Annotated in this window: 17 protein-coding genes; 10 read left to right on the top strand and 7 right to left on the bottom strand. The window is 42.8% G+C overall.

The annotated features are described in order from the left end of the window. Window positions 1-114 precede the first annotated feature (114 nt). Together HUO09_RS06510 and HUO09_RS06505 are read right to left on the bottom strand one after the other, a co-directional pair. Entirely contained in the window at window positions 115-1938 is a 1824-nt protein-coding gene (locus HUO09_RS06510) for a bifunctional diguanylate cyclase/phosphodiesterase (protein WP_167410697.1), read from the bottom strand. Between the two features lie 201 nt (window positions 1939-2139). Continuing rightward, complete coding sequence (locus tag HUO09_RS06505; RefSeq protein ID WP_167410696.1) at window positions 2140-2610, bottom strand: dCMP deaminase family protein; 471 nt, start codon at window positions 2608-2610, stop codon at window positions 2140-2142. A gap of 951 nt (window positions 2611-3561) precedes the next feature. Here HUO09_RS06505 and HUO09_RS06500 point away from each other — a divergent pair. The 5 genes from HUO09_RS06500 (at window position 3562) to yddG (ending at window position 7030) form a co-directional block, all read left to right on the top strand. Beyond that, entirely contained in the window at window positions 3562-4140 is a 579-nt protein-coding gene (locus HUO09_RS06500; RefSeq protein ID WP_223159335.1) for an exopolysaccharide biosynthesis protein, read from the top strand. Between the two features lie 36 nt (window positions 4141-4176). Then, the gene (locus HUO09_RS06495) at window positions 4177-4581 is read left to right on the top strand and encodes an OsmC family protein (protein WP_102953324.1); all 405 of its coding nucleotides are present in this window, start codon (window positions 4177-4179) and stop codon (window positions 4579-4581) included. A gap of 136 nt (window positions 4582-4717) precedes the next feature. After that, window positions 4718-5311, top strand: a complete 594-nt coding sequence (locus HUO09_RS06490; protein WP_188233407.1) for a DUF1294 domain-containing protein — start codon at window positions 4718-4720, stop codon at window positions 5309-5311. A gap of 111 nt (window positions 5312-5422) precedes the next feature. Then, window positions 5423-5974 carry a sugar O-acetyltransferase gene (locus HUO09_RS06485; RefSeq protein WP_188233406.1) on the top strand — a complete coding sequence of 184 codons (552 nt, stop codon included), beginning with the start codon at window positions 5423-5425 and terminating at the stop codon, window positions 5972-5974. 114 nt (window positions 5975-6088) lie between these two features. After that, window positions 6089-7030, top strand: coding sequence for an aromatic amino acid DMT transporter YddG (gene yddG, locus HUO09_RS06480; protein ID WP_188233405.1), 942 nt, complete (start codon window positions 6089-6091; stop codon window positions 7028-7030). A 71-nt stretch (window positions 7031-7101) separates the two neighbouring features. Here yddG and HUO09_RS06475 read toward each other — a convergent pair whose 3' ends face one another. Both HUO09_RS06475 and HUO09_RS06470 read right to left on the bottom strand, forming a co-directional pair. Continuing rightward, on the bottom strand, window positions 7102-7995 hold the full coding sequence (locus tag HUO09_RS06475; protein WP_188233404.1) for a cation diffusion facilitator family transporter: 894 nt from the start codon (window positions 7993-7995) through the stop codon (window positions 7102-7104). Window positions 7996-8179: 184 nt separating this feature from the next. After that, window positions 8180-9058, bottom strand: coding sequence for a LysR family transcriptional regulator (locus tag HUO09_RS06470; protein ID WP_167410690.1), 879 nt, complete (start codon window positions 9056-9058; stop codon window positions 8180-8182). A 257-nt stretch (window positions 9059-9315) separates the two neighbouring features. Between HUO09_RS06470 and HUO09_RS06465 the strand changes: the two genes are divergently transcribed. Next, window positions 9316-9897, top strand: coding sequence for a class I SAM-dependent methyltransferase (locus HUO09_RS06465; RefSeq protein WP_188233403.1), 582 nt, complete (start codon window positions 9316-9318; stop codon window positions 9895-9897). 332 nt (window positions 9898-10229) lie between these two features. Then, window positions 10230-11432: a tetratricopeptide repeat protein gene (locus HUO09_RS06460; protein ID WP_188233402.1), complete on the top strand. Its 1203-nt coding sequence runs from the start codon at window positions 10230-10232 to the stop codon at window positions 11430-11432. 93 nt (window positions 11433-11525) lie between these two features. Here HUO09_RS06460 and nagB read toward each other — a convergent pair whose 3' ends face one another. Further along, window positions 11526-12326, bottom strand: a complete 801-nt coding sequence (gene nagB, locus HUO09_RS06455) for a glucosamine-6-phosphate deaminase (protein WP_167410687.1) — start codon at window positions 12324-12326, stop codon at window positions 11526-11528. A gap of 388 nt (window positions 12327-12714) precedes the next feature. On the opposite strand from nagB, the gene HUO09_RS06450 reads away from it, so the two are divergent. Beyond that, window positions 12715-12966: a DUF3081 domain-containing protein gene (locus HUO09_RS06450; RefSeq protein WP_102939789.1), complete on the top strand. Its 252-nt coding sequence runs from the start codon at window positions 12715-12717 to the stop codon at window positions 12964-12966. Window positions 12967-13185: 219 nt separating this feature from the next. On the opposite strand, the gene maoP is transcribed toward HUO09_RS06450, so the two are convergent. Then, the gene (gene maoP / locus HUO09_RS06445; RefSeq protein ID WP_042479670.1) at window positions 13186-13554 is read right to left on the bottom strand and encodes a DUF413 domain-containing protein; all 369 of its coding nucleotides are present in this window, start codon (window positions 13552-13554) and stop codon (window positions 13186-13188) included. Between the two features lie 150 nt (window positions 13555-13704). On the opposite strand from maoP, the gene HUO09_RS06440 reads away from it, so the two are divergent. Beyond that, on the top strand, window positions 13705-14592 hold the full coding sequence (locus tag HUO09_RS06440; protein ID WP_167411815.1) for a LysR family transcriptional regulator: 888 nt from the start codon (window positions 13705-13707) through the stop codon (window positions 14590-14592). Between the two features lie 101 nt (window positions 14593-14693). On the opposite strand, the gene HUO09_RS06435 is transcribed toward HUO09_RS06440, so the two are convergent. Continuing rightward, the gene (locus tag HUO09_RS06435; RefSeq protein WP_188233401.1) at window positions 14694-15128 is read right to left on the bottom strand and encodes a DoxX family protein; all 435 of its coding nucleotides are present in this window, start codon (window positions 15126-15128) and stop codon (window positions 14694-14696) included. Window positions 15129-15396: 268 nt separating this feature from the next. Between HUO09_RS06435 and HUO09_RS06430 the strand changes: the two genes are divergently transcribed. Beyond that, entirely contained in the window at window positions 15397-16764 is a 1368-nt protein-coding gene (locus HUO09_RS06430) for a DNA-3-methyladenine glycosylase 2 family protein (RefSeq protein WP_188233400.1), read from the top strand.

Raw genomic sequence — 16764 nt, 5'->3', positions numbered from 1 at the left:
GACTAGGTAAATTAGCATTACATAAAAATTGGTGGCATATCATGCTATCTACGGAAAGAGTAAACATTAAAGGGGCATAAAGCCCCTTACAGTGAAGAGATGGTTGGATAGCCGTTATCCGTGAGCAGCGATCTGAGGGCGGGGAATTGCAACGTCTTTTCTGCTCGATAAAAGAGCCATAAATTCATAAGGAGGGACTGGGCGAGAATACAAATAGCCTTGGTATTCATCACAACCTTCGGTCGCTAACAAATAGAGCTGTTCGTCATTGACTACGCCTTCTGCCGTAACCACTTTACCCATATTATGACCAAGTTGAATGATGGTACGAACTAGCATGTGGTCATTATGGTTTGAGCAGCATTCATCAATAAATGATTTATCAATTTTCAACACGTCGATCGGTAGCTGTTTTAAGTAGTTCAATGAAGAATAAGCAACCCCAAAATCATCAATCGCGACTCGGATACCTAAGGTACGTAAGTCGTGGCAAGCATCAACCACTCGTTGTGGCTGTTGCATCAATGTTGTTTCCGTGATTTCCAGCTGTAACAACTGAGGGTTGAGCTGAGAGTCTCTGAGTGCTTTGGTTACAACATGGAAAATATCATCATAAAGAAATTGAACGGTTGAAACGTTTACCGCGACACAAATAGGGTGCCCCAGTTGATCCCATGCTTTGGCTTGTTGACAAGCGGTTTCAATTACCCAGCGTCCGATAGGAATAATTTGTTGGCTGCGTTCTGCAACACCGACAAATTCGTCAGGAGGAATAATCCCCAAATCAGGATGTTTCCACCGAATTAATGCTTCAGCACCGTGAACCAAATTGGTTTTGATATCGACTTTAGGTTGGTAATACAACGCCAACTGGCCTTTCTCGATGGCATCGCTCAATTCTCGCTCTATTTGGTAGCTGCGGACGGTTTCACCAATCAGGTTTTCATCAAACCATTGGATACTATTTTTGCCAGCTTGTTTCGCTTTTTTAAGCGCAATATCGACGTTTCGGCACCAAATATCTGTGTCGTATAGAGCATCATCCAAAGAAGCGATGCCAATACTGATGGTCATGGTGTAACTACGTTTATCAAGATGATATGCCGATTGACTCGCTTCTAATATGTAGGTGGCAACTTGTTGAGAGTAGAAGTTTACATCGTACTTATCTTGCAACAACACGGCGAACTCATCACCACTCAGTCGGTATATGTTGATACGGTTGAAATCCAAACTGGTTAAGCGCTTGGCAAACTGAATCAACAAAAGATCACCTTGTTGATGACCTAGTGCATCATTGATTTGTTTGAAGTCATCAAGATCGAGCAGCAACAGCGCGAATTTCGTTTTACTGGTTTCACCCGCAATTTTTGCGATGGATTCTAAATCTTTTTTGAACGCTTTACGGTTGGATACTTGCGTCATGAAATCGGTAAGACTGTCTTTACGATAGCGTGCCACTTGCTTGCTCAGTTTTTGCTTATAGAAAGTACCGCCGGTGGCAAATATGGCAATGGCTAATAGCTCAATAGAAGCTTCTACAAACTCAGGTATTTGGGCCTCAGAAATATGCGGGCTATAAATGCCGAGAATGCCTATTGCAATTGCAATAGGCCATAACGAGCCGGGGAAAATCGCGATATAACAGAGCGGAACCAATATAAAGGATTGGGAAAGTACACTGATGCTCAGGGGTTCGAGATAACTTCCTGTTAGCAGCAATGCTAGAGTTGTCACGGAGAGCACGCGTTTAAACCAAATGTTACTCATAAAGTACGCAGCGAGCATACACAGTGGATAAATGAAATAGTAGCGAGCGAGTGCTTGATGTTCAGTCAGTAAGGTATAACTCACGGCACTGACTGCGATTAGAAATAAAATCGTAATGAGAAAGTGTTTTTGATCAGGATTGTTGCTCACGGTTGTGGTGGACTTCATGAATTATCCTTTTACTTTTAATAACCACTAGATAAACGTATTTCGGGATACCTGAACTTCAGTGTAGTCATTGTTAACGCTGAACATTGCGTTGCGTGCAGGAAAAATGTTACTGAAGGTTCAAAGTTGCATACCGGTTGCATTTTTGAGACAAGTTTTAGCGCCAAATAAAAAAATAGCCCTCCATCTGGAGGGCTATTTTTATGATTCTTTATGAATTTCACTGATTGGTTTTAACTCGTTGAGTGGTAACCAGTTAACCTTGACACCAGCTTGCAAAAACATATCTTGGCTAACCTTAATTTTATCTCCCCAGCGAGAGAGGAAATCTTCAGTTTGTTCAGGGCAGTGAACCGCTGATATACCTGTTTGGATAATCTTAGCCGCGCAATTTGGACAAGGGAAATGTGTTACGTAAACTTCGCACCCGTCCAAGTCTCGTTTAGCAAATAAAATAGCATTCTCTTCAGCGTGCAGAGTTTTGAGATATTTCATATCTCTATCGTCAGTGTTTGCACTGTCTGAAATACCATGTGGGTATCCATTAAAGCCCACAGAAACAATTCGATTTTGTTTTGTAATAACGGCCCCTACTTGCGTAGAAGGGTCTTTACTCCAAGAGCCAACAAGTTCTGCCATTTGGTAAAAACGTTGTGACCATTTCGAAATCATAGTGAGGCTTCCTCTGCTAATTCATTAATTGCACTAGTTATCTGTTACTTGAAGCTAAACTGGAAGTTGAACAGCGTGTTCTCCGCTTGTTCTGCGCATGGCGACAAGTAGTTTGGTCGTAATAATACCCTGATTTTGCATCTTTTAGTCTATAAAAAGATAAGAAACTAAAAGCTTCCGAGCCAGTTTGAATAAGCCAGCTTGCTCCACCATCAAATTATGCGTAGATATCACTTAAGTGCTTTGTGAGAGATCTCTTACAAGGTGTGTAGGATATTTGATTTAAATGCTTGAGATTAACGGCTGGTTTTCTTTTTAAGTGTTTGTAAATACGGGAACTTCTCTCCCATGAAAACTCATTATGAATATATTTATTGCCCAGCGTACTTGTTACTAAGTGCCGATGTCGTAATCTTAGGGTGTTGGCAGGATGCTAGCAAGGAAATGGAAAAGCTCACGGAAAGAGTATCTTCAGGATGAAGATTCGGTTGTTCAGGAAGAGTGACTGGCACGGAAAGCGAAGGATATTAACGGTAAGTTCAAAATAGCTAGGATGGTTGTTTTAGAACGGTTAATAGCCAACTTAAAGGATTAAGCGTCTGTCAGGATGACAGATTCAGGACACCGCTAGGATGGCGATGAAATGGAATGCGCTGAAGGAAACAGCAGATTATCAAGGAATAGATGCAGGGAGCACCTATTAGTAGCCGGATTGCTGCGAAGAGAATAGAACCCCGCTAAGTGAAAGCTTAGTGGGGTTTTCTTTTCTGTGCCTTTAAAATTTACCCCGCATTAAACGTCCGTTTCAGTAAAAATTGTGTCCATTTTTGTCTCAGTGCCCTAAGTCTGTTGCGTCTTTTGATTACAAATTTGATAATGTTTATTCACATCGCTTAGCGCTAGGTATTCGTTACCTTGCTTTGTCGCTACCTATATATTCTGGGTGACACTTTGGAAAAAACCTCGCAGTTTCTTATTAACACGCTCAAGTCTCATCCTGATCAGTATCTGACTATTGGTGAACTTTTAGAACTACTTAGACGCCGTTCATACGGTGCGTTGCTGATTATGTTGAGTCTAGCTGGGCTTATTCCCGGGATTTCTTTTTTTGCTGCGGTCGCTGATTTCCTGTTGGGGCTACAGATTGCGTTGGGTTTCCATGCTCCTCGGCTTCCTCATATCATTCAAAAACAACGTATTCATCGGGAAAAAACGCTGAGATTTACGCAGGAAGTGATGCCTTGGCTGGAACGTATTGAAGAGTATGTAAAGCCACGCTGGGAACCTTTATCCAGTGTGAACGCCCGTCGAGTGATTGGTGTGATTATTTGTGTGCTCGCTGCCATTGCTATCCTGCCTCTGCCGTTTATTAACTTTCTGCCAAATTTTGCGATTATTTGTCTGGCATTGGGTATTATTGAGCGCGATGGCTTGTGTCTACTGATTGGTAGCGTGATTGCTCTGATGGCTATGTGGATCAGCCATATTATGGTGAGAATGGCGTGGAATTCATTGATGTTAGCGTTGTAATATCAGGTTCTGAAACAATAAAGAATGAGTATTAAAATGGAAGCAAAAGTAAAGTGGGTCGAAGATTTTAAGTTTTTAGGCCAATCTAACTCAGGTCATTCTGTGGTGATGGATGGCAACGGCGGTTCTACGGCTCCAAGCCCAATGGAAATGGTATTGCTGGGTGCGGGTGGTTGCAGTTCAGTTGACGTTGTTGATGGTTTGAAAAAAGCGGAACAGAAAGTAACTGGTTGTGTAGCAAAGCTTTCAGCAGAACGCCGTGATACGGCACCACGCATCTTTACTAAGGTAAATATTCACTTTGTTGTAACCGGTGAAAACCTGGATGCTAAGATTGTTGAGCAAGTAACGGCGGATTCGTTGGAGAAATACTGCTCTGTTTGTTTGATGTTAGGTGAAGCCGTTGATATGACCCACAGTTGGGAAATCGTTGCGGCATAATCTAAGCGTTAATTCTCAAGAGGCTGAGCCATGTGCTTGGCCTTTTTTGTGTCTACAAAAAAGGCTGTGACAGTTTCCATACGGTTGTGCGTTGCTTGGCTATGATTAAATAACCAACCATCATTGAAAGATAAGTATGGCGTTAAAAGGGACAATTTCAGAGTGGTATATAGATAGAGGTTATGGCTATATCATTCCTGATTCAGGGGCGTTGAGGATTAAATTTCTTCTCTCTGACGTAAAGAATTCAGTCAATATAGGCGAGATAAAGCAACCTGTTCGCTTCGTTATTGCTCAAGATGAAAATGGTAACCGCAGAGCTACCCATGTAGAAGGTGTCCGTACTTTTCCATGGGCTACGTTAATTGTTGTCTGGTTTGCAGCGACATTGGCCGGTTGTGTTTATTTCTGGCAGTACCCGAAAATTATTGTTTATTACTACCTTGGCGCAACGGCGATTGTGCTCGCCGTTTATCTGTTGGATAAGCGCAATGAAAAACGAACCAAAGCAGTCACCGGTGAATCTGCCTTATTGTTTCTATCCGCATTGGGCGGTTGGCCAGGTGCTGTCATCGGGCAGTATTCGTTTAATTTACAACCCAAATCCTTTACTTTTCAGCTATTGTTTTTCATCGTCATGTCGCTGCATATCGCTTTCTTAGTGTGGTCACTCACGCCAGAGGGCAGCAACCAACTTCACGAATGGATGCGTTTATTTTCAGTGTATTAAACGAGTTAATGAGGAAATGTATCTTCTACACTTTTCTGTTTTTCGCCCAGTGAAAAGGAGTAAGATCCTGTTTCTAGTCATCAAAGATGTAGTAAACATTAGGGTGTTGTAATGACAGAATTAGAAAAGATGATGAATGGCCTCGAGTTTGATGGCTTTGACCCTGAAATCGTGGAGCTTCGTAAAGCCACTGCGCAACTTAAACTGGATATTAACCAGTGTATTGACCAAGAAGAGCGTATGGTGTTGCAGTCAAAGTTGTTTGGCAAAATTGGCAGAAGCCTTGTCCAGCCTCCTTTTCACTGTGAATTTGGAAAAACTATCTCTATTGGTGAAGAAACCTTCATTAATATGAACGTTGTCATGTTGGATAACGCTCCTATCTCGATTGGCAATAATGTTTTGATTGGCCCGAATGCTCAGTTTTATACCCCGACCCATCCTATGGATTACAAGGCGAGAAGACGCTGGGAAACCACTTGTAAACCCATTGTGGTTGAAGATGATGTTTGGGTGGGAGGTAATGTGGTGATTAATCAAGGTGTCACCATAGGCGCCCGTTCTGTAATTGCTGCTAATTCCGTCGTCAATAGTGATGTTGCTCCTGATACTCTCGTGGGTGGTACTCCTGCACGCGTGATACGCAAGCTGAATGCTGAATAGTGAAATTTAAACCAGTGGTATTTACCGTATTTGGGGTAAGTCAAACAGACAAATCTTCTCTATCATCAATATTTGAATTACAGTGCGAGCTTCAATCGTATTTGGAGAAAGGATTTGTCTCGTCATAGACACACTCTGTTTGGTGTTGCTGCCATATTATTATGGGCATGCTTAATGGGGTTAACCCGTACAGTCGCTGAACAATTTGGCCCAATTGGGGGCGCTGCACTTATTTATACCGCAGCTTCACTGTTTTTGCTGGTAGTTATGGGCGTGCCTAAACCCCGTTCTTTCTCACCAAAGTATCTTGTGATTGGCGGGGCGTTATTCGTCAGTTATGAGATTTGCTTAGCGCTAGCACTTGGTATGGCAAATGACCGACATCAAGCGTTGCAAATGGCGGTCGTTAACTACCTATGGCCAGCGTTAACGGTATTGTTAGCGGTACTAATAAGCCGAAGATCGATTAATATTCTGGTGTATCCGAGTATTGCTCTCGCATTTGTTGGTGTTGCTTGGACCATTACTGGGGAGCAAGGGCTTTCTGTATCGACTATCGCAGCAAATGTCGCGACTAACCCTGTAACGTATTCAATGGCGTTTATTGGCGCAATCATTTGGGCTGTTTACTGCAATGTAACCAAGAGCTTAGCGAATGGCCAGAATGCCATCACAGTGTTTTTTATCATGACGGCAATATCACTGTGGGTGAAGTACGCGATTAGCGATGAAAGTGCTTTGCAGTTTACTGTATCGTCAACGCTGAATTTGGCTCTCACTGGCATTGTGATGGGGAGCGGTTACGCGCTTTGGAACATGGCTATTCTTCGTGGAAATATGATGCTTCTGGCTACGTTGTCTTATTTTACGCCAGTGTTTTCGACATTATTTTCGTCTGCCATATTAGGTGTCTCTTTAGGAGTATCTTTCTGGCAAGGAGTAGTGATGGTCACTATCGGTTCATTAGTCTGCTGGTGGGTGACTCGCAGTAAAAAGGGCATTGATTCGAACGAACCAGTGCTTAGTCAAAAGATTAGTCATGAAAATGAAGCCTAATACAGAATAGACGTTTAGACACATAAAAAAGAACCCTCGCAGATAACGAGGGTTCTTTTTTTATGTCCAAATTAGCTGGCGATATTTACGCTGAGCTGAAGATTAAACGGCAGCTTTGACAGTTTCTTATGCAGTGTACGTCGTGTATGCTCAATATCTTCTACAGCAATCACGTCGTCTTCAGATTTGATGTCTACATCAACCCACAACTCACGGCCAATTTTGGTTACGGCCGAAAGTTCTACCAGTTGATCCGACTCTTCACCAGCCGCAAGAACGCCTTGGTCTACTTTGTTACAAATCTCTTCACTTGGTGCCATCATGAAAATTTCACGTAGTGAAGACTTCAACATTTCGAACGGTACTTTTAAGAAGTAGAACGACATGGCCAGCATCATCACTGGGTCGGTATAGACCGCGTATTCAGCCAATGGTGATAGTGTCAGTAACCAAGCTAAGATGAAACCAACCGTTACCGCCACACTTAGCAGGGTATCCATTTTCCATTGTTTAACTTCAGCATCGATTAAGTCAGATGCAGAGCGTTTGTGTAGCTTATTCATGTACAACCATGCAACACCGCAGCCAATCACGTTAACAATACCGAATAGCGTTGCAATCGAAACGTCAACCTCACGACCACCAGTAAACATAGCAACAACTGCACTATATAACGAAGAACACACGACGATTAAAATGACCGCCCCTTTAACTGCAATTACCGCAGGCTCAAGAGCTGCGCGACCAAACTGGAATGCTTCATCGGACGGCTTCTGGATATATCGAGAAGCAATTAGCGACAAAATAGTTAACAGTAAGCTGACGAGTGAGTACATACCGTCAAACAAAATAACGAGTGAACTAACCAATAAGCCAACAACTAAACCACCCATAGCAAAGCCCGAAGAAATAAGGGCTGAAAGCGTCAGGATACGTTTCTCGTTGATGTTTGTTTTAGCACACATAGGGGGGAATACCAGTTGAAAATCTGCTGATATTTTGGCTTTTAAATAGGCTTTGACAATGTCTATTTGGTTTTTTTGTTGGGTAAAGATTGAGCTGTTTTGACTTTGTTTATACTTAACAATGGGTTAGGTCATATTTTTTGTGTCAATAATTTTGACGCTGACTGGTTTAGTTGTCTGGAGATTAAAAATCAAACAAATAATCACTGATCTTATCGGCCAACCAGACCATAGCTGGGTTTTCTGCGGTTCCTGAGGTGCTGAACATACAATAGTCTTCTTGGGTCAAACCATACGTATGTTTAATCACGGAAAGGTGTTGTTCACGAAGATAATGACGAATTAACGGCTCTGGCAATACGCCCCAAGCGTTTTCAGTCAAGATAGTATTAAGAATGTATTCAAAGCTGGAAAAGCCGATATAACGACGGGAGAAAGGTTCAAGGCTAGGGTTATCTTTTTCATTCAGATATACCATTACCGCCTGCATTGACTTACGTAGCTCTTCGTCAGCCACACGCTTGAGTTTGGCAAGTGGGTGTGTAGATTTGCATACAGACATCATGCGTATCTTACCCAGTGGCTGGTATGTAATTCTTGGGTCATCCAGTCGCTCGTAATCAACCCCGAAGGCAAAATCTACTTGTTGGGTTGCTACCATGTTGGCTAAGTCGCCACTGGAAGCCAAAAACAAGTTAAATGAAGTGTTGGGAAACAAATTGTTCAGTTTGTGCGCAAGATCTTGCCATAGTGAGTCTGGCAGAGAGTCATCACGGGCAATCCACATTTCGGCGGCAAATTCACTGGAAACCTGAGAGCAGGTACGACGAATTCGCGTTGCGGTGATCAAAACACTTTCGCAGTCTTTATAAATTGCTTTACCAGCTTCAGAAAGCGTTACGTTGTTACCTGAGCGTTGAAACAATTCAACCCCGAGTTCCTTTTCCAGCGCTTTAATTGACATGCTTAACTTGGTTCGGTTGCACTCCAGCTGTCGCGCGGCTTCTGAGACAGAGCCAGTATCAGCGATGGTACAAAAAGCTTCGAGTTGCGACAGGTTCATAAAGTGCTCAAGCGAATGAAAGTTAAGGAATCATATACAAAAAAATTACCTCTGCCTATCAACGGCTGCTTAGATTTGGCTGTCAGATAGATTTGTTACTTTCTACATTATTGAGGCAAAAGTGGTCAGCCGAATTAAGATTTGCGGAAGAATGTCAATTTCTTCAATAAGATTGCACGCTAACGCTAGGAACTGAACCTAATTTTGGTTTAATCTTGACGTAAATGCCGAAGACACGAAGTAATACGGAGGCCATGATGGCACACGATTGGGACGAATACGCACCTGACTGGGAAAAAGACGAAACGACAACCGTTTTTGCGCAAAACGTATTCGAACAACTTCAAAAATTAATAAACGTAGAAGGGAAGCACGTGCTGGATTTCGGTTGTGGGACAGGTTTGCTGACTCAACTGATTTCTCCATTGGCAAAAGACATTGTTGCATTAGATGGCTCTGAAGCCATGATTGAAGAGCTTGATAAAAAAGAATTAAAAAATGTGGAGCCTGTTGTTGATCATTTGACCCGTGGTTTGGTTGCTCAACATCCTGCGTTTCGCAAACAATTTGATTTGGTCGCTGCTTCTTCTGTCTGTGGGTTTGTTTCTGATTTTCAAGAAGTTGCTGTGATCATCCACTCGCTACTTGATAAAGATGGGTTATTTGTGCACTGGGATTGGCTGGTTGATGATTCAGACCCAGAATATGGTTTAAGCCAATCAGATATTGAAAACGCTTTGTCAAATGCCGGATTCTCTGAAGTCACAACAGGTATTGCTTTTGAATTGAATACGCCTCAGGGAGTGAAACCTGTCATCATGGGCGTAGGGCGCAAATAGACGCAGCTAATTGAATTGATTCATCGTTAGGAACCGTAGTGCAGTCACTGCGGTTTTTTTATCCTATCCAATCAGGCAATTAGGAGGGATGTTAGTGTGATGTTAGTTCAGGAACGATTCGCTGATGTTTTCGGCTATCCGCCTTTTCTTATCTGGTTAGATATTTTATTCACTGCAAATGTAATAATTCGTTCATTAGTTGTTTCACACCGCCAAGTTTGTTCATTGGAATGACCTTTGGTGTGCGAATGTGATTAAAATGCTTCAATTAGTTGCGATTCTGCCGAAATAGGGTGTATAGAATCCAATAGGATAAATAAAACAGAGAACATATGAATATTATTGGTATGGCCATCGGCGCATTAGGCCTGTCTTTCATCCTGATTTTTATTTGGATGATTTCTCTTTCGGTACGAAGGAAAAGGCTGGAAGAAGAAAAGAGAGAGCGAGAAGAATCCTATCGCAAGGCGCTTGAGCGTACGCGAGAAGAAGAACGCAAAGAACGTTTGTTTCAGGCGGAATCTGGTCATATTCCAACAATATTGTATTTAGCAAAAGAAGCGGAAAGAAAGAACCTGAGAGAAGCGCTGTTTTGGTACGAAAAAGCCGCTCAGTTCGACAATATTAATGGTATGCATGGCGTTGTTCGTATCTGCAATAGAATGCGTGACGACATGATTTTGCGAGAAAAAAGCCGCTTTTGGCAGCTTTACATCGATGGCTTAGATGGCGATTTACAAGCCAAGTATGAGACTGGTTGCGCGTTTATCTCTGGGCGCGGGATTGAAGTTGACGTCGTTAAAGGCTTGGGAATGGTTCAGGAAGCAGCGGAAAGAAAGCATATAGAAGCCATCATCTTTATGGGTGACTGGTGTGTTTCTAAAGACAACATTACTCCATCACCAGGTGATTCAACATACTGGTACTCGAAAGCAGCAAAAAGGAATAGCCTAGAGGGAATGATGAAACTGGGGCTCAATTACCTCAAAGGTGTAGGGGTTCCAGCCAACCATGAAAAGGCTTGTTATTGGTTAGAGCGAGCTTCGGAAAAAGGTCATGCAGAATCAATGTACCACGCGGGAGAGGCGTGGATAGACCGAGGTGCTAACGGTAATTCTATCGCCTACATCTGGTTGTATTTGTCTGCCCACTTTGGTTATGAGCCAGCGAGAGCGTTACGCGATAAAGTGGGTAGCAATATGGGGGTTAACTCTGTTGTTGGGTTGCAAGCCTTAGCAAGACCATTGCAGAAAAAAATCGCAACGGGGAAAGTCAACAAGCACTCTATTATTCGTGCTTTAAACAAGCTGTATAAACGTCAAATTCCAGTACCTGTGAAAGGTGAAGTATTAGATGACAGTGAGATCGCTGAGAATGCGAGTGAGACACTATTGGAAGAACTAGAGGTGATGGATGAGTTCGATGAATTGGAACTCGAGTTGCCACAAGGTATAGAACAAAGCGAAGAGCCTAAAGTTCAAGAGCAACCTAAAAAACCGGACTTCACCAATACCACGATGGATAAGCATTCTTAACCAGTGCCCCCCGCTTTTAATAAAATGAAAGGCCCAGAGACTTGTTCTCTGGGCCTTTTCTGTACTCATTTATCAATGACTACGGTGTGAAACTTAGAAGCCTTTGATGTTCTCTGCTTCTAGTTCGTTAAAGTAACGAACTGTTTTCACTTTCAATTCTTGTGTCGCATGATCATCACATACGATGATTGCTTTTGCATGAAGTTGCAGAGCACTTACTGTCCATAGGTGGTTTACACAACCTTCAACTGCCGCCTCAACGGCTAATGCTTTGTTGTGGCCCATCGCTAGGATAAGCAGTTCTTCTGCGTCCAGTAGAGTACCCACACCGATAGTCAGTGCGTATTTTGGCACTTGGTTTACATCACCACCAAAGAAGCGAGAGTTTGCAATACGAGTATCTTCAGTCAGTGTTTTGATGCGTGTACGTGAAGATAGTGAAGATGCTGGTTCGTTAAATGCGATGTGACCGTCATTACCTACGCCACCCATGAATAGGTTAATTTTGCCGTAAGACTTGATCTTCTCTTCGTAACGCTTACATACCGCGTCGTGATCATCAGACGTACCGTCGAGCAAGTTAATGTTTTGCTCTTGGATATCAACGTGGTTAAAGAAATTGGTGTACATGAATGTACGGTAAGATTCAGGGTGATCCGCTGGCAGACCGACATACTCGTCCATGTTGAAAGTTACAACATGCTTGAAGCTCACTTCACCTGCGTTATAAAGCTCGATTAGGGCTTTGTAAGTTTCAAGAGGAGTGCTACCAGTTGGTAGACCTAGAACAAACGGACGTTCTGCAGTTGGTTTGAATGCATTGATACGCTTAACAATGTGCGCCGCTGCCCATTTGCCGACTTGTGCTTTGTTGTTCAGTGGGATAAGTCTCATGTTTCGCCCTTAATATTGGTAATTGTCTTCTCCCCCTCAATGCCTAAAGTGACTTTTGGTTGTCTGCGAACGTTGCCATTCAATCACAACACAGCTTTAAACACCTTGGGTTGTTTTATTAATTTGCATTATAAAATAAGTTTTTCGTATCTGCCATTGTTTTATATCAAACTTTCATTCTATGACCCGATTTTAGCCCTTTAAAAGTCAATATTTGTCTATTTGTAAGCGAATTTCTCAGTGCGATTTGGCTGTGACTAAGGCATTTACACAACAAAATTCACCTTTAAAATTAAGTAAAATTTTGATTCATAACTCATCGCAAGTTGGCGAAGAGAAAGTTCGTTACCCATAATTAATCTGCAAGGAAAGATTAAGGAGTAAACCTATGAAAAACGAACTTGATCCAACCAAAATACTTCATGCGTATGAGGCAATTATAGAACACGGTACGCCAACCGAGCATGGCAAGATCTATGAGGGGGTAGAGGCTTTTTCTGACTACGATGGATACAGTATTTATTTACGTGGCAATGGGGTGGAGCTCAAAGTCGGATTCCACAACACTTATCATCTTGAGTATGACCAAGAACATTTGAAAGAAACCTTTTTAAAAAAAGTCGCGATGTTAGCCAAATAGGCAAAGGAAAATTGTTGATTGGAGCAGAAGGAGCGTGGAGTTCAGTGTTGTGATTGAATCTAACGAATTAAGGGGGATGGCTTTCTGAGCTTCAAACCAGATCAAAGTTGAAAGCACAACATTGAGAATTTTGAATCTAGCGCAATGACCGACTACCTAAGGTGTTGAAATTGCGTTCATTTCGAAAGCTTCAGCACGAAAATGTGCTGAAGCTTTCTATTAACCTTCTTCGGTTAAGCTAGGCTCGTCATCAGTGTCTGTGTAATCATCTGATGAAGCGTCAAGTTTGTTGCGACCATTCAATGTATGGAAGCGTTTCCGACCGCGAGCCAAACGCACGTATTTCAACCATGCTTTTTCGATTTTGCTTGCTGCTAATTCTGGATTATCCAACACTTTTAGAAATTGTTGTTCTTCCGCGTTTTCAGGTTGCAGAGTACCAGCTTCCAAGCCAGATAAAGTTTCACCGTAAAGTGTTAAAATATCCTCTTCTGCAAGAGTGAAATCACCGGATTTCGCGAATCCGCGTGGGAATTTTTTTGTGTCGTAAAAACGTTTTTTTCCTAAACGAAATGCAGTCTCAAACATATCAACCTCGTGTAAATATGAGCTGCTACTATGTAGCTTTGGTTCACCGCGAAAGTTAGGCGCAAATTATATAAAAGAAAAACAAAAATTTTTTATCGTCATAATTGTACTTCCTTGTTAATCTTCGACTGTAAATTCAGAGGATTCTATATGGACGTAAAAGTCTTTCGTACTTTTCTTGAGTTGGCGCAAGTTCGCCATTTTGGCCGTGCTGCTGAAAACCTATATTTAACTCAAGCAGCTGTAAGTGCACGAATAAAACAATTAGAAAGCTATTTTGATACACAACTTTTCACTCGTGATCGTAACAACATAAAGTTGACGTCTGCGGGGGAACGTTTGGTCAGTTACGCAGAGGTTATGGTAACGACCTTGCAGCAGGCTAAATTTGAACTCTCTTTAGAAAATGGTCAAGCGTTGCAACTGACGATTGGCGGTACACCGAACATATGGGATGCGTATTTACAAAACTGCTTGAGTGTCGTAACCGATGCATTTAGCGGATATGCCTTTATGGCTGAAGTGATGGGGCGCGAGCAGTTAAGCCGACAGTTGCTAGAGCGTACACTAGACATGGCTTTTGCGTTTGATCCGATTAAAGCGGAAGAGCTGAACTGCAAGAAAGTTGCTGATCTCGTTTTAGTACTGGTTTCGACACAAAGCGACACATTAGAGTCGGTATTTCAGAATCGCTATGTTTACGTTGACTGGGGCTCACGATTCGCGGCAGAGCATGCAGACAGGCACCCTAAGGCACCAGCTCCGTTTTTACGCACATCAACGGCACGTATCGCTTTAGATTTCATTTTGGAGAAAGGAGGTAGTGCTTACCTTCCAACGTCGATCGTGGAGCCATTTATCGCTTCTGGAGAGCTCTATTTGATACCTAATGTTGAAGAATGGCATCGACCTGTTTACCTCAGTTATCGTAAAAATAGCTCTACTATAGAAGCAATCGGTCATGTTGAAGAATTGGTGAAGAAGATCGATCCTCTTACCGCCTATAGTATTCAGCGTGCAGGTGAAGCGAGCTTGTAACTCAGTTTTGGCCTAGTGGGCACATAAAACAAGCGAGTAAATAAAAAGGCGAGCATTATACTGCTCGCCTTTTTGCTGTCTTCAGGTCAGTCGAATTACTTCTATGACTTAGTTAACAGACTGTCTACACTCAATTTACCGGCACCTGAGATAACCAGAGAAACGGATGCCGCCAGTAGTGCTAAGCCAAACTCGTAGCCACCGTTTGAAAGGAACAAACCATGACTAATGTGTGTGCTTAGGATTGCTACAACCATAGTGAAAGCAAGAACCGCTGCAGCTGGGCGAGTTAATAAGCCGATTAGGATGAATAGACCACCGAAGAATTCACCACTGCCCGCAAGAAATGCCATTAGTACGCCCGGTTCTAGACCAATTGATGCCATCCATTGACCCGTACCCTGAAGACCGTAGCCACCAAACCAACCGAAAAGTTTCTGTGAGCCGTGCGCCATAAAAATGATACTAATAGGAAGACGCAAAGCGAGTGGAGCAAATCCTGCACTTGATGCTAGGAGTTTTTTAAAAACTAACATATTTAGTTTCCTTAAAGTTCAAAACTTTCGAATAAGTTCTGATGTTGTCTGTAACGGTTGGAATAAGTCTAGTTGGCGGTGGTGTATTTGATAATCGGTATAGATTGACATTGTTGTTTGAAAAATTCGAATGAACTTTAAGTCTCGTTGGGCGTCAATGACTCGATAGGCGTGAATGGAAGGTTGTTGGGCATTCAGTTCCGAAAATGGCTAGTGTTATGTTGAGAGCATCGTAAACTAACGTTGATTTCAAGATTAAGGATAGACCATGTCGATAGAAGCGGAAGCCACTCTGACTCATGAACAGTGCCAAAAAGCGCGACTAAGCCGAGACGCGCGTTTTGACGGTCAGTTTTATGTAGCGGTAAAAACGACAGGCATATTTTGTCGACCGATCTGTCCGGCTAACTTACCGAAAGAAGAGAACGTAGAGTATTTTCTAAACCAAGCCCAAGCGCTTCAAGCCGGATATCGACCTTGTTTACGTTGCCGTCCTGATAGCGCACCCAGCTCTTGGGCATGGAAAGGTGTTGAGACGACTTTCATTCGCGCCCTGTCCATGATTGACAGTGGTGAGCTGCAAAGTCATAGATTGAGTGAACTGGCAGACCGGCTAGGGATATCCGATCGTTATCTGCGTCAGCTATTTCAAACGCATCTTGGAATGTCACCTAAACAGTATGCGCAATACCATCAACTTATGTTTGCTAAGCAATTGTTGCACAACAGCAAAATGTCGATAACCGATATCGGCTTTGCTTGTGGATTCAACAGTACTCGGCGGTTTAATGACGCTTTCACTAAAGTGTTGCAGCTTACACCTTCTCAGGTTCGTAAGGAGCACGCCTCAGTTACGGCCAAAAATCAGCTCTCACTTGCTTTTAGAGGACCTTTTGACTGGTCACATATGCTTTCATTTTATCGTTTGAGAGCGATTCAGGGGCTCGAAATGGTTGATGACAACAGCTACGCTCGGCACGTGACGTTAGGGCAAGGGAAAGGCTGGTTTAAAGCGACAAAAAACTCTGATACTCATTTAGATGTTGAGTTTGAACTGGAATCTATGGCTGATCTACGGCAGTTGGTGGTTAAACTCAGACGTCTGTTTGATTTGGATGTTGATATTGTCGCGGTTGAAAAACAACTCGAGAATGCTGCGCCGGGTTTGATCAAAACTTCTGGCATTCGCATTCCGGGAGTATGGAATGCGTGGGAAGCGGGTGTCAGGGCGATATTAGGTCAGCAGGTTTCGATTAAAGCTGCGATTGGACAGCTTAACTTGCTGGTTGAGCACTTGAAACAACCGAATGAGAGTGCTGCCTTTCCCTCACCTGAACAGGTAGCCAATGCGGATCTCTCATTCTTACGAATGCCTCAAAGCCGCAAAGATACCTTGAGTCGTTTTGCTCAATACATGCAAGACCATTTCGATGAAGATGTTGAGGATTGGCTGAAATTAAAAGGCATTGGCCCATGGACAGTCAGTTATGCACGTCTACGAGGATTATCGGACAGCAATTGCTTTCTCGACACTGACTTAGTGGTTAAGAAGGCGCTCGCTGGATACCCGCAACTGAACAAACAACAAGTAGCGCCTTGGGGAAGCTACGCAACTTTTCACTGTTGGAACCAATAA

This window comes from Vibrio sp. Y2-5 (assembly GCF_014596725.1).
GTDB lineage: Bacteria > Pseudomonadota > Gammaproteobacteria > Enterobacterales > Vibrionaceae > Vibrio.
The sequence above is the reverse complement of the archived record's forward strand: the minus strand, read 5'-3'. Positions and strand labels throughout refer to the sequence as shown.

Bases quoted from the DNA above. Each gene is read 5' to 3' on its own strand.
- HUO09_RS06510 (WP_167410697.1), bottom strand. From the start codon at position 1,938: ATGAAGTCCACCACAACCGTGAGCAACAATCCTGATCAAAAACACTTT.
- HUO09_RS06505 (WP_167410696.1), bottom strand. From the start codon at position 2,610: ATGATTTCGAAATGGTCACAACGTTTTTACCAAATGGCAGAACTTGTT.
- HUO09_RS06495 (WP_102953324.1), top strand. From the start codon at position 4,177: ATGGAAGCAAAAGTAAAGTGGGTCGAAGATTTTAAGTTTTTAGGCCAA.
- HUO09_RS06490 (WP_188233407.1), top strand. From the start codon at position 4,718: ATGGCGTTAAAAGGGACAATTTCAGAGTGGTATATAGATAGAGGTTAT.
- HUO09_RS06485 (WP_188233406.1), top strand. From the start codon at position 5,423: ATGACAGAATTAGAAAAGATGATGAATGGCCTCGAGTTTGATGGCTTT.
- HUO09_RS06475 (WP_188233404.1), bottom strand. From the start codon at position 7,995: ATGTGTGCTAAAACAAACATCAACGAGAAACGTATCCTGACGCTTTCA.
- HUO09_RS06470 (WP_167410690.1), bottom strand. From the start codon at position 9,058: ATGAACCTGTCGCAACTCGAAGCTTTTTGTACCATCGCTGATACTGGC.
- HUO09_RS06465 (WP_188233403.1), top strand. From the start codon at position 9,316: ATGGCACACGATTGGGACGAATACGCACCTGACTGGGAAAAAGACGAA.
- HUO09_RS06460 (WP_188233402.1), top strand. From the start codon at position 10,230: ATGAATATTATTGGTATGGCCATCGGCGCATTAGGCCTGTCTTTCATC.
- nagB (WP_167410687.1), bottom strand. From the start codon at position 12,326: ATGAGACTTATCCCACTGAACAACAAAGCACAAGTCGGCAAATGGGCA.
- HUO09_RS06450 (WP_102939789.1), top strand. From the start codon at position 12,715: ATGAAAAACGAACTTGATCCAACCAAAATACTTCATGCGTATGAGGCA.
- maoP (WP_042479670.1), bottom strand. From the start codon at position 13,554: ATGTTTGAGACTGCATTTCGTTTAGGAAAAAAACGTTTTTACGACACA.
- HUO09_RS06440 (WP_167411815.1), top strand. From the start codon at position 13,705: ATGGACGTAAAAGTCTTTCGTACTTTTCTTGAGTTGGCGCAAGTTCGC.
- HUO09_RS06435 (WP_188233401.1), bottom strand. From the start codon at position 15,128: ATGTTAGTTTTTAAAAAACTCCTAGCATCAAGTGCAGGATTTGCTCCA.
- HUO09_RS06430 (WP_188233400.1), top strand. From the start codon at position 15,397: ATGTCGATAGAAGCGGAAGCCACTCTGACTCATGAACAGTGCCAAAAA.